4 protein-coding genes are annotated in these 13975 nt (G+C 73.4%); 2 read left to right on the top strand and 2 right to left on the bottom strand.

Translation table 11 applies throughout. The features are described 5' to 3' along the window. Positions 1-73: 73 nt before the first annotated feature. Both ACZ4UU_RS37045 and ACZ4UU_RS37050 read right to left on the bottom strand, forming a co-directional pair. A complete protein-coding gene (locus ACZ4UU_RS37045) occupies positions 74-3151 on the bottom strand; it encodes a non-ribosomal peptide synthetase (RefSeq protein WP_471907807.1) in 3078 nt (1025 codons plus the stop codon). 3 nt (positions 3152-3154) lie between these two features. Further along, positions 3155-3418 (bottom strand): phosphopantetheine-binding protein, encoded by a 264-nt coding sequence (locus tag ACZ4UU_RS37050; RefSeq protein ID WP_471907808.1) that lies wholly within the window; start codon positions 3416-3418, stop codon positions 3155-3157. A gap of 348 nt (positions 3419-3766) precedes the next feature. Here ACZ4UU_RS37050 and ACZ4UU_RS37055 point away from each other — a divergent pair, with 348 nt between their 5' ends. Further along, the gene (locus ACZ4UU_RS37055) at positions 3767-6937 is read left to right on the top strand and encodes a non-ribosomal peptide synthetase (RefSeq protein WP_471907809.1); all 3171 of its coding nucleotides are present in this window, start codon (positions 3767-3769) and stop codon (positions 6935-6937) included. A gap of 20 nt (positions 6938-6957) precedes the next feature. After that, the gene (locus ACZ4UU_RS37060) at positions 6958-13968 is read left to right on the top strand and encodes an amino acid adenylation domain-containing protein (protein ID WP_471907810.1); all 7011 of its coding nucleotides are present in this window, start codon (positions 6958-6960) and stop codon (positions 13966-13968) included. The last annotated feature ends 7 nt before the right edge of the window (positions 13969-13975 follow it).

Genomic DNA, 13975 nt, shown 5'->3' on the forward strand with positions numbered 1-13975 from the left:
GGGTGCGTGCGACCAGGCCGGGAACCAATGACCTGTCGAGGACGGTCCGTTCCCCCGGACCGGACTCGTGGGGTCATGACCGCGCCGGGCGCTGGTCGAGCGCGGCGGCCAGCCGCCTGGGGGTGGAGTTACGGAAGACGTCCCGCAGGCGGACGTCGGGGAAGTTCGCCTCGCGCAGGGCGCTGATGAGCAGGACCGCCTGCACCGATGTGCCGCCGAGGTCGAAGAAGTTGTCGTCCGCGCCCACGGGCACACCGAGGACCTCCTGCCAGGTCGCGGCCATGGCCGCCCAGGGGCCGTCGGCTTCAGCCGGCCGCGCGTCCGGGGCGACGGTGGGCACGGCCGGCGCGGGGTCGGGCAGCCGGGCGGTGTCCAGCTTGCCGTTCGGGGTCAGCGGCAGTTCGGGCACCGGGGTGAGGGTGGCGGGCAGCGCATGGCCGGGGAGCCGGTCGGCAAGCCGGTGCCGGATGTCGGCGAGCGCGTCCGGATGGTCGGTGACGACATACGCGTCCACGCGTGCGGTGTCCGGTCCGCCGGGGGTGCGCACCACGCAGGCGGCGGCCCGCACGCGCGCATCCTCCAGCAGGGAGTGCCGGATCTCGCCGGGCTCGATGCGGTGTCCGCGGATCTTGACCTGTTCGTCGAGGCGGCCCAGGTACTCCAGCCGTCCGTCGGGCAGGAAGCGGCCCAGGTCGCCGCTGCGGTAGAGGCGCCGGCCGGGCAGGACCGGCAGGCCGTTCAGGAACCGCTCGGCGTTCAGCTCGGGCCGGTCCAGGTACCCCTGGGCGACACCGGCACCGCCGACGTAGATCTCCCCGGGCACACCCGGGGGGACCGGGCGTCCGCGGCCGTCCAGGACGTGGATGTCCCAGCCGGGGACGGGCCGTCCGATGGAGCGGCTGCCGCGCAGTGCCTCGGCGCGGTCGACGGTGTGCCAGGTGCAGAAGACGGTGGTCTCCGTGATCCCGTACATGTTGACGGCGCGACAGACGTCCTCGGGATAGCGGTCCATCCAGGGCAGCAGGATGCCGCGGTCCAGGGCCTCGCCGCCGAAGATGAGCAGCCGTACCGCGAGGCCGCCGCCCTGGAAGGCGCGGGTGTTCACGAGTTGGGCGAACGCGGACGGCGTCTGGTTGAGGACGGTCACGCCCTCGGCGCACAGCAGGGCGTGGAAGGCCTCGGCGTCACGTGAGACGTCGTAGGGGACGACGACGAGCCGGCCGCCGCTCAGCAGGCAGCCCCAGATCTCCCAGACGGAGAAGTCGAAGGCCAGGGAATGGAAGTACGACCAGACGTCGTCCGGTCCGGGTGCGTACTCCTGCTGCGTGGCGGCGAGCAGCGCGACCACGTTGCGGTGGCTGACCAGGACGCCCTTGGGCCGGCCGGTGGACCCCGAGGTGTGGATCACGTAGGCCGTGGTGTCGGGGGGCACGGAGGGCAGCGTCCGGTTCGGATTCTCGGGCTCGGCGTCCACCGGGACCACACGCAGCCCCTGCGTCCCGGACAGCAGTCCTTCCTGGGTGACGACGGTGCGCAGGCCGGTGTCCTCGACGACGAAGGCGAGACGCTGCGGCGGATAGTCCGGGTCGAGGGGCACATAGGCCGCTCCGGCGCGCAGCACGGCGAGGACGGCCGTCACCTGGCCGGTGCCGCGGTCCAGGCAGACGCCGACCCGGTCGCCGGGCCGTACCCCGGCCTCGCCGAGCGCTGCGGCCAGAGCCCTGGAGCGCGCATCGAGTTCGCGGTAGGTGAGGCGGTCCGTGCCGCAGACGACGGCGATGCGGTCGGCGAGGGTGGCGGCCTGCTGTTCGAACAGCTCGGTCAGGGTACGGGCGGGTACGTCGAGCCGCGCGCCGCGCCCGGTGTCGAGCCCTGCGAGCACCTCCGGGCCGGGCAGTGTGTCCACGGCACCGAGCAGCTGTTCCGGCGTGTGCGTGAACTCGCCGAGCACGTGGAGCAGTTGCCGGAAGAACAGGGCGGCGGCCGAGTCGTCGACCAGGGCGCGCTGGTGCCGCAGCAGCATCCGGATCCCGCCCTGCCGGTCGGGCTGCTGGTAGAGGCCGACCGTGAGCGGGAAGTGGGCCGTGCCGAGTCCCTGGTCCTGCTGCGGTACGGCGGTCAGCTCGCCGTCGGACAGGTGCGGCAGGGCGTCGATGGCTGCCAGCACCACCTGTGGTGTGGTGCCGGAGGACGACGGCCAGACGGCGGACAGGGGCACGTCCGCCTCGCGGTACGCCCGCATTCCGCGCCGGTGCACGGCGCGCAGGAAGTCCGACACGGTGGTCGTGTCGTCGAGGCCGATGGGCACCGGGGTCGTGGTGTTGAAGTACCCGACCGTGGTGGCGTGGGCGGCGGGGCGGCGGGAGACGGTGGTACCCACGACCGGCCGGGAGCAGCCGGAGTTGCGGCCGATGACGAACCCCGCGGCGGCCAGCACCACCGAGTGGGCCGTGATGCCGAGGCCGGCGCTCAGCCGCCGGATGCCGTCGTGCAGCGCGGCGGGGACGATGGCCTCGGCGACTCCGCCGGTCGGCTCGTCCTGGGGCGGGGGGCCGTCCGGCGCGGCCCAGTCGAGGGAGGGCGCGCTGTCCGCGGCGGCGAGTTCGGCGCGGACAGCGGCCGCGTCGGCGGTGCGGGCGCTGTGCCGGTCGCGGGCGGTCGCGGCCCAGTCGGCGAAGGCGGGACCGGACGCGCAGGGCTCGTCGGTCAGCAGCCCGCGGGCGATCAGTGCCAGGGAGTGCCCGTCGACGACCAAGTGGTGCGCCACGAGCAGGAGATCGGCGGTGTCCGGCCGGTACTGGAGCAGGACGACCCGCAGCAGCGGGCCCTCGGTCAGGTCCAGCGGGACCCGCAGTTCGTCGCGCACCCGTTGCCGGGCCGCCGTACCGTCCGGGTCGGTGTCGAGTGTGACGCACAGCAGGTGCGGGCGGTCGGACACCTCCTCCAGTAACCAGGAGGCTCCGTCCTGGACCACCCTGACGGTGAGCACGGGGTGGGCGGCGGAGAGTCGCTCCAGTCTCCGGGCGAGGCGGTCGGGGTCGACGGGACCGGTGATCCGGTAGACCGCGTTCACGAGATACGTGGCCGGATCGTCGGTGGCGTGGTCGGCGGTGTAGAGGTCGATCTGGTTGGGTGCCAGTTCCCAGCCCATGGGTCAGCTCCCCGGGGTGTCGGTGGTGAGCAGACGGGCTATCGCCGCGGCCCCGTCCGCCTCGAGCACGTCGAGGTACTCGACCTCACGCCCCGTCAGTTCGTACAGACGGGTGGTCAGCAGGACCGCGCGGAACGAGTCGCCACCGTTCTCCAGAAAACCGGTGCCGGTATCGGCATCGGGGCCCAGGATCTCGCTCCAAAGGCTCTCCGCCAGGTCCACGGCCTCACCGGCGGAGGCGCCGGGCGGGTGTAAATTCGATTCCATTGAAGAAGTCCCCCGAATTCCATTGGTCCGAATTCTTCGCCACGCGCGTACATGGCGGAAAATTTCCCGGGCCGGCCAGGCGCCAGTTGCTGGGTCGCCGCCTCAACTGCCCATAATCTCAAGGACCTACAGATTGAATGCCCGGGCCACGTTACAGTGCCACCCATCAGTGATCAATGTGACGCGCGTCACATAGTTAATGTCCTATTGCGTAAGGAAATCAGCCCATGTGCCCCGGGGGAAGTCAATCGATCTTCTTCCTTGACACCGGAAAACGGATCTTCCTAGGGTGGCTCTGTTAATTCGTCACGCGGATTTGAGGCGGGGGCTCTCCGAATGTCTGGCGACGTGGATTTAGAGAATGCGATCGGTCCGGCCAGTGCTGAACAGACGCGATTCTTCCTGCTCGACCAACAGGGCGGCCGGGCGACCCTTCTCCATCACATCCGCGTCGACGGACCGGTCGACCCCGACCGTTTGACGGCGGCCGTCCGGTCGGTCGTCGTCGCACAGCCGGCGCTGCGGACGTCCCTGCACCCCACTGCCGACGGCCTGTTGCGGCGCCTGCACACCGCCGCAGAGGTCGACATTTCGACCGAACGGACCGCGAACGACACGGCGCTGACGGCGCGCATCGCCGAGACCGGTGCCCCGTTCGTCCACGGGCAGGGTCCGCTGTGCCGGATCCGTGTCGTCGTCACCGGGGACGGCGCCCACTGCCTGGTGGGGATCCATCACGCGGTGTTCGACGAGGAGTCGGCCGCCGTCCTGCTGCGGCTGCTCGCCGACGCCTACGCCGGCACACCGCCACGGAGGGCCGAAGACCGCAGACCGGCACCGGCCGCCCACCGGGTGGCGGCGCTGGAGGCCTTCTGGTCCCGGGAACTCGACAACTGCCCCGCGCACACCGCACTGCCCCCGATCGCGTCCGCCGAACCGCCCGGCCATGCCACGGTGACCCTGCCCATCCCGGCGGCGCTGAGCGCGGCTCTGCACCAGCGCGCCCGGGCGACGGGAGCGACCGTGTTCGCCCAACTCCTAGCCGCCGTAGGGGTGGTGGCCGGGTGGTACGGCGGCAGCGACGACATCGTGCTCGCCACGGTCGCCACCACCCGCACCAAGGCCGACCAGGATGTCATCGGCTGTCTCCAGAACACCCTGCCGGTCCGCCTCCGGCTGGCCGGGGCCGACACCGCGTCCGTGTGCGACCTCGCCGCCGACGCCCTCTTCGACGCGCTGGACCACGCCGAGCTGCCCGTGGAGGACATCCTGCGGGTGAGCCGGGCCGAGCGCACCCCTGGACGCAAACCCCTGACCGGCATCATCTGCACGCAGGCGTCCGCGCCCGCCCAGGTCACCGCGAGCGGCCTGGTCTGGCGGCTCACCCCACCTTCCGTGGCGGCGGGGGAGTACCCGCTCGCGGTGACCCTGCACCGGGCCCCCGACGGCGGCGACGGTCTGAGCGTCGAGTACGACCGCTCCCAACTACCCACGAGCGCCGCCGCGTCATTCGCCGAGCACCTGTTACGCGCCCTCCGCGCCCTCACCACCGAACCGGCCGTCCCGCTCACCCGGCTGCGGCTGACCGACGAGGGCCACCCGAAGACCGGCACCGGCGCGGGGGCGAGCGATCCGGCAGCCGTCACGAAGGTCCGCGCGGAAGCGCACCCGAAGGCCCCCCGGGCCGTACCCGACCACGTCGCCGAGCACGCCCGGCGCACCCCCGGGGCAACCGCGCTCATGCACGGCGGCGCGCAGGTCGGCTACGCCGAACTGGACCACCGGGTCGGGCAGTTGGCCGCCGCCCTGATCGAGGCAGGGGTACGGCCCGGTGACCGGGTTGCCGTGCGGCTGGCGCGCACCCCCGATCTGCTGGTGGCACTGCTCGCGGTCTGGCGGGCGGGCGCCGCCTATGTGCCGCTCGACCCCGACTACCCCGCCGGCCGGCTCCGGCTGATGATCGAGGACGCCCAGCCGTCCGCGATCATCGGCACACCGGTACCCGGCACCGACGCCGGGGCCGCCGGACCGGTGGTCCTCGCACCGGACGCGGCGGCCCCGGTACCCGAGCGATGGCCGCGGATCCGCCCCGAGGACCCCGCCTACGTCATCTACACGTCAGGGTCGACCGGCAGGCCGAAGGGCGTGATCGTCCGCCACGAGAACCTGTACGCGCTCTTCGCCGCATTCGACCGGGAGTTGTCCGGCCCGCCCGCGGTCACCGTCGCGGCCACCAGCGTCTCCTTCGACATCAGCGCACTGGAGCTGTACTGGCCGCTCACCGCCGGCCGCGCCGTACTCCTCACCGGGCACCGCGAGGTCGCCGGGCAGGACATACCCGCGGGTGCCCTCTACCAGTGCACCCCGACGGTGGCGCGGATCCTGGCCGACGACCCGGACGGGCGCCGCCTGCTGGGCCGGCTCGGCACCCTGCTGGTGGGCGGTGAACAGCTCCCGCGCGACCTGGCCGACCGGCTGGACGCACTGGTCCCCGGCGAGGTGCTCAACTGCTACGGCCCGACCGAGACCACGGTGTGGTCGACCGTCTGGCGGGTACGGCCGCGCGTACCCGTGCACATCGGCCACCCCCTGGGGGGCGAGGAGTGCCTGGTGGTCGATCCCCACGATCGGCCGCTGCCGCCCGGCGTGCCGGGCCGGCTGCTGGTCCTCGGAGCGGGCGTCGGCTCCGGCTACTGGCGGCGGCCCGACCTGACCGCCGACCGGTTCCGGGAGTACGACGGCCGCGCCGGGTACGACACCGGCGATCTCGCGGTTCTCGACCCCGAGCACGGCCTGCGGTTCCTCGGCCGTGCCGACGGGCAGGTGAAGATCCTCGGGCAACGGATCGAACTCGCTGAGATCGAGAGCGTGCTGCGCGCCCATCCGGCGGTCCGCGACGCCCTCGTCACCGTCGCCTCCGACGGCGCCACGGTCACCGCGTGTCTCGTCCCCGCGAGCGGCGCCCCCGAACCGGGCACCCCCGTGCCGGTGCCACCGGAGCAGGCGGAGGAGATACGGCAGTACGCGGCCGCCTCTCTCGTGCCGGCGATGGTGCCCGCCGTGTGGCTGCTCGTCGGGGAACTGCCCCAGCTGCCCAACGGCAAGCTGGACCGGACCACCGCGGGCGGCTGGGCGGCGCGCGCGATGTCCTCCCGGCCCGGCCCGCCGGACGCGGAGCCCGCCGGGCGGGCCCTCGACGCCGTGCGCCGGGCCTGGGAACGCGTCCTCGGTGCTCCCGTCGCCGACCTGGACGCCACCTTCTTCGACCTCGGCGGCACCTCCGCCGGACTCCTGCGGGTGCTCGTCCTGCTGGCAGACCGGTATCCGGAGCTGACCGCCGCCGAACTCTTCCGTCACACCACCGTCCGCGGCCTGGCCCGGCGGCTCGACGCCCCACCGGGCGGCACGGACACCCCGGACGCCCGCCCGGCCCGGCCACCCGCCCGGGGCGCGTCCCGGGCCAGGGCCCTGGGCGAATGGCGCCGACGGACCGAACGATCCCAGCAGCGACACCCGTGACGACGAAGGGGCGATGATCAGTGAGCACCCATCAGGCGGGCCATGCGCAGGCACCGATGGCCGCCCTGCCGCCGACCGCCGTCGCGGCCACACCGCACCAGCAGCGGCTCTACGTCGCCCATGAGCTGACACCGGATCACACAGCCCACGAGCTGCGGTTGACCGTCACCTTCGAGGGCACCACCGACACCACGCGGCTGCGGTCCGCCGTGGCCGAGTGCGTCCGGCGCCACGACGCGCTGCGCACCCGCTTCACCTTCGAGGGCACCACCCTGGTGCAGTCGGTGCCCAGCGAACCGCCGTCGTTGTGGACGCGGCCGGACGCCGCCTTCGACCCGGAGCGGGGACCGCTGCTGCGGGCAGCGGTGGAACCCGCCGGCCGCACCGGCCTCCGGCTGACGCTGACCCTGCATCGGCTGGTCGCCGACGAACGCTCCTTGGACCTTCTCCTCGACGACCTCCTGGCCGCCTGGCAGGCCCAGGACGGACCGCGGGCGACACACCTGCCCGCCTCGCCCGCACCGCAGTTCACCGAGTACGCCGCGGCCGCGGTGGACGGCCCCGCCGCCGCGGACGCCGAGAACCTCACATCGCCGCGGCTTCCGAGCGTCCTTCACGGCCGGGCCGCCACCCACCGGGTGCGCCTTCCGGAGGCGGCCGTCACGGGCCTGCGCGACCTGTGCGCGGCGGCCGGCGCCCGCCTCGACGACGGGCTGAGCGCCCTTTTGGCCCTGCTGGTCGCCCGGTACGCGGACACCGACGACGTCGTTCTCGCCACGGTCCGCGACGAGCGGGGGACCGCGTTCGCCTCCGCCGTCGGCCCGTTCACCGCTCCCTTGACCGTCCACGCGGACCTGGCCGGGGACCCGGACTTCCACACCGTACTCGGACGGCTCAGGCACCTTGTCCCTCGCGGCGCCGGGGCCGACTGGTGGGACGAACAGCCGCCGCTCCCCGTCGCATTCGAGTCGCGCGCGAGGCACACCGGTGTGCGGGAGCTGCCGGACGGGGTCGTCGTCACCCGCCAGGACACTCCCGCGCCGCACCCCCACGCGCTGCGGCTGACCGTCACGCCGGACGGGGAGGCACGCTTCGACGCCGCCTGGCCCCACTGGCTGACCGAGCAGTTCGCCCGGCACTACGCCCAGCTCCTCACCGAGGTCGTTCGGAGCCCGGGCGACCCGGTGCACACCCTCGCGGTGCCCGCCGCCCGGCCGACCGCCCACGCGGCGCCGGAGGCGAGCGAGGAGACCGTCCTCGACCGGTTCGCCCGTCACGCCGCCGACCGGCCCGACGCCGTCGCGGTCCGCCACGGCCGGGAACGGCTCACCTACGCCGAGCTCGACCGGCGCTCCAACCGGCTCGCCCGGCACCTGCGGCAGCTCGGCGTGGGCCCCGAGGTCCTGGTCGGCCTGAGCGCCGAACGGTCCCCGGACCTGGTCGTGGCGATCCTGGGCATCCAGAAGGCCGGCGGTGCCTACGTCCCGCTGGACCCGGCGTACCCGGACGCCCGGCTGTCCTTCATTGTCAGGGACACCGCGCTGACCCATGTACTGGTCGACGGGCGGCCGGGCGCCTGGCTGGACGGCTTCACCGGCACCGTCGTCTCGCTCCGGGACGACGCGGCCGTCATCGCCGCGCACCCGGACGAGGCCCCGGACCACCGGGTCCACCCGGACGACCTGGCGTACGTCATCCACACCTCCGGTTCCACGGGAGAACCCAAGGGCACTCTCGTCCCGCACCGCAATGTGGCCCGGCTGTTCACCTCGACCGGGCACTGGTTCGGGTTCGGCCCCGACGACGTCTGGACGCTGTTCCACTCCTACGCCTTCGACTTCTCGGTGTGGGAGCTGTGGGGTGCCCTGGTCCACGGCGGCCGGCTCGTCGTCGTCCCGTACGAGATCAGCCGGGACCCCGGTGCGTTTCTGCGGCTGCTGGCCGCCGAAGGTGTCACCGTCCTCAACCAGACCCCGTCGGCGTTCGCCCTGCTGATGCGCGAGGAGGACCGCGCGGACGTCGCCGTACCGGCCCTCAGGTACGTGGTGTTCGGCGGCGAGGCGCTGGAGCCGCGAACGCTGCGGCCGTGGTTCGCCCGGCATCCCAACGGACCGCGCCTGGTGAACATGTACGGCATCACCGAGACGACCGTCCATGTCACCTACCGGCCGATCTCGCCGCAGGACGCCGAGGAGGGCACCGGCAGCGTCATCGGCGTCGCCATCCCGGACCTCGCGCTGGACGTCCTCGACCACCGGGGCCGCCCCGTGCCCGACGGGGTCACCGGCGAGCTGTACGTGCGCGGTGCCGGACTCGCCCGTGGCTACCTCGGGCGCCCGGAGCTGACCGCGGCCCGCTTCGTCACACTGCCCGGCGGCCGCGCCTATCGCACCGGCGACCTGGTACGGCGGCTGCCCGGCGGGGAGTTGGAGTACTGCGGCCGGGCCGACGACCAGATGAAGATCCGGGGCTTCCGGATCGAGCCCGGGGAGGTGGAGGCGGCACTCGTCGGGCATCGGGACGTACGGGAGGCCCTGGTGTCCGCCGTCGACGACGGCCCGGACGGTGGCCCGCGGCTCGTCGCCCACGTCGTGTCCGAGCGGGCCGGCCTGGGCCCGGCAGAGCTGCGGGACCACCTCCTCGACGCGCTGCCTCCCCACATGGTTCCGGCAGCCTTCGTGGTGCTCGACCGCTTCCCGCTCACCGTCAACGGCAAGGTCGACAGGCGCCGACTGCCCGCTCCGTCCCGCGCGGCGGACACGCCGGTCACCGCGTCGGCCAACCGGCCGGAGGAAATCCTCGTCCAGGTCTGGAGCGAGGTGCTCGGCCACGAGCGGGTGGGCACCGATGAGAACTACTTCCTGCTGGGCGGCGACTCGATCCGCACCATCGCCCTGCTCAGCCGGGCCCGGGAGAGAGGGCTGGACTTCCGGCTCCAGGACCTCCTGCGGTACCAGACCATCCGGGACCTGGCCCCGCACACCTCCCTCGTCGCCCCCGGCAGCGGGGGTACCCGGTACCGCCCGCTGTCGCTGCTGACCGCCGAGGACCGGGCCGCGCTGCCCGCCGATGTCGAGGACGCCTTCCCGCTCTCCCAGCTGCAGGCCGGCATGCTCTACCACAGCGGGCTGGACGCGGCCGAGCGGATCTACCACAACGTCTGCGGGTACCACATCCGGGCCACCTGGTCCGAGGACGCCTGGCGCACCGCCGTGGACTCGATGGTGGCCGACCACCAGATCCTGCGGGCCTCCTTCCACCTGGAGGATTTCGGCGAACCGCTCCAGCTGGTGCACCGCCGCGTCACGGCCCCGGTCTCCTTCGAGGACCTGCGCCATCTGGACGAGGCCGGCCGACGAACCGCCCTGGACGAGCGGTTCACGACCGAGAAGCAGACCCCGTTCTCCTGGGAGCAGGCCCCGCTGATCCGGTTCCACGCGCAGCGGCTGACCGACCACACCTTCCAGCTGTGGGTCACGGAGCACCACGCGATCCTCGACGGCTGGAGCGAGCGCTCGCTGATCACCGAGCTGTTCGACCGCTATCTGCGGTGCGCCGACGGCTCCCGGACATCCGCGGTGGTGTTCCCCGAACCGCCCGCGGCCCGGTTCGGCGCGTTCGTCGCGGAAGAACGCGCCGCCGTGGCCGACGAGGAGCACCGCGCCTTCTGGGTGGAGCACCTGGCCGACTGCGAGTTCACGGCGCTGCCCCGGCTGCGGCCCGCGACGGGGCGGCCCGACATGCGCATCGTCCCCGTGGAGTTGCCGCAGGACGAGGCGTCGGCACTGAACGAGTGCGCCGAACGGCTCGGGGTGCCCGTGCGCACCCTTCTGCTCGCCGCCCACCTGCGCGTGGTCTCCCTGCTCACCGGAAGCCCGGACGTCGTCACCGGCGTCGTCTACAACGGCCGTACCGAGGACCGCGACGGCGACCGGGTGCTGGGCATGTTCCTCAACACCCTGCCTTTCCGGACCCGGCTGACCGGAGGCACCTGGGACGACCTGGTGACCGCCGTCAACCGCACCGACATCGCCGTACAGCCGCACCGGCGCTTCCCCATGCCGGAGATCAAGCGGGCCGTCGGCGGTCGGGAGCTGTTCGAGAGCTTCTTCAACTTCACCCGCTTCCACGTCTACCGCTCGGTCCTGGACAGGGCGGCCGAACTGGAGGTGCTCGACGAGCGGCGCGTCACCAACACCAGCATCCCGTTCGGCGCCGAGTTCTCCCAGGACCTCACCTCGGCCGCGGTACGACTGCATCTGCGCTACGACGCCGACCGGTTCACCGACGAGCAGGTGGCCGAGATCGGCGGCTACTACCGGCGGACGCTCACCGCGCTGGCCACCGCTCCCGGGGACCGGTACGAACACACCGTGCTGCTCTCGGAGGCGGAACTGCGCCGACTCGACCGGTGGCACGGCGATCCCGTCCCACGGGACGGCAACCGCCTCTTCCCGGCGCTGTTCGAGGACCGGGCGCGGGAGCGGCCGCACGCGCCGGCCGTCGTCGACGGCCGCGCCACGCTCGACTACGCGGAGTTGAACTCCCGGGCCAACCGGCTGGCCCGGGAACTGCTCGCCCGCGGCTCCGGCCCCGGCCGCATCGTCGCGCTCGCCCTGCCCCGCTCCGCCGAGCTGCTCGTGGCCCTGGTGGCGGTGCTGAAGACCGGCGCCGCCTATCTGCCCATCGACCCGCAGTACCCGCGGGAACGGATCGCCCTGCTGTTGACGGACGCCCGGCCGACGCTCCTGGTGACCACCGCCGGGACGGACCGTGCGCTGCCCGCGGCCGGCGTCCCGCGGCTCGTCCTGGACGATCCCGCGGTCGACCAGGCATGCCGGCCCGACGGCGATGTCACCGACACCGAGCGCCCGCGCCCGCTGAGCCCGGCGGACCCGGCGTACATCATCTACACGTCCGGGTCCACCGGGCGGCCCAAGGGCGTGGTCGTCTCCCACGCCAACATGACCGATCTGCTGGCCTGGTCGGCCGGCTTCCTCGGCACGGAGGGGCTCGCCCAGGTACAGGCCACCACCTCGGTCAGCTTCGACATCTCCGTCTTCGAGGTCTTCGGCCCGCTCGCCACTGGCGGCACCGTCCGGATCCACCGGGATCTGCTCGCCCTGGCGGAGGAGGAGACCCTGGCGGCCGGCCCGGTCACCGCGCCGGCCCTGGTCAGCGGGGTCCCCTCGGTCTTCGCCGACCTGGTCCGGCGCCTGGACCCGGCGGTCACCGCGGGAACGGTGGTGCTGGCCGGCGAACAGCTGGGCGCCGCGGTCGCGAACGAGATCGCGGCGGCGTTCCCCGGCGCACGCGTCGTCAACATCTACGGCCCCACCGAGGCTCCCGTCTACGCCACCGGCTGGGTCGGCGGCGGCCCCTTCGACCAGGCACCCCCGGTGGGCCGCCCGTCCTGGAACACCCGCGCCTACGTTCTCGACCAGGGACTGTGCCCGGTCCCCGTGGGCGTGCCGGGCGAGCTCTATCTGGGCGGGCCGGGCCTGGCCACCGGATACCTCGGCCGGCCTTCGCTGACCGCGGAACGCTTCGTCGCCGACCCGCACGGCGAGCCGGGAGCCCGGATGTACCGCACGGGCGACCTCGTGCGCTGGCTGCCGGACGGCAACCTGGAGTTCCTCGGACGGCTGGACGACCAGGTCAAGATCAACGGCTTCCGGATCGAGCTGGGCGAGGTGGAGGCGGCCCTCGTCCGCCATCCCCACGTCGCTCAGGCGGCCGTCGCGGTCCGTGCGGACCGGCCCGGTGACCGCAGGCTGGTCGGCTACGTAGTCCTGGAACCCGGAGCCGCGGCCGACGCCCTGGCGCTGCGCCGCCACGTGGCGGGCACACTGCCCCGGCACATGGTGCCGATGGTCGTCATCCTGCCGGCCCTGCCCCGCACCCCCAACGGCAAGCTGGACCGGCGGGCGCTGCCCGCGCCGGACGCCGGCAGCGCGGCGGGCCGCGAGGAGCGGCCGCCCGGCACCGCCCTGGAGAAGGAGCTGGCCGCCCTCTTCGGCGAGGTCCTGGGCACGGACGGGCCGGCCGGCCGGCCCGGTGCGCACGACAGCTTCTTCGACCTCGGCGGTCACTCACTCCTCGCCTTCCGGCTGCTGGGGCTGCTGCGCTCCCGTTTCGGGGCCCGGTTCGGCATCGACACGCTGTTCCGCGTCCCGACCGTGGCCGGTCTGGCCGCCCTCCTCGACGGTCCGGCGCCGCAGGTCGACCCGGACGGGGCGCTGGACGTGCTGATCCCGCTGCGGCCGCAGGGCGGCAGGGAGCCGCTGTTCTGCTTCCACCCCGGCGTCGGGCTCGGCTGGGTGTACTCGGGGCTGCTGCGCCACCTGGATGCCGAGCGCCCGGTCTACGGCCTCCAGTCCCGCGGCCTGGACGACCCGGCCGCCCTGATCCCGGACCTGGCCGCGATGGCAAGGGACCATGTGGCACAGCTGCGCTCCGTCCAACCCCACGGCCCCTACCACCTGTTGGGCTGGTCCATGGGCGGCATCCTCGCCCACGAGGCGGCCCGGCTGCTGCGCGCCGAGGGCGAGGAGGTCGCGCTGCTGGCGCTGCTCGACTCCTATCCCCGGCGCCCGGACGCCCGCCCGGTGGACTACGACCAGCCCGAGGCCCTCGCGGAGGTGCTGCACTCGCTCGGCATCCGGCACCCGGACGGCGCGCCGCCGCTCGACCCGGCGGCGGCCCTGCGCGTCCTGGCGGAGCACGGCAGCCCGCTCGGCACGCTGTCGAGCGATCAGCTGGCCTCGGTGGCCGAGGTGTTCACCAACAACCTCAACGCACAGCGGCGGCACGACTCCCGGCCCGTCGACGTGGACGTGCTGTTCTTCGAGGCGATTCAGGACAAGGCGCCGGATCCCGAGCGGCCGGGCGACTGGGCGCCGTACACGAGCGGACGGATCGAGAGTCATCCGATCGCCTGCCGGCACGGTGACATGCTCGCCCCCGGCCCCCTCGCCGACATCGCCGCCGTGCTCGCCCGGCACCTGGACGGCCCGGACCACATCGCGTGAGCGATCG

Source organism: Streptomyces sp. NPDC028907 (assembly GCF_055564995.1).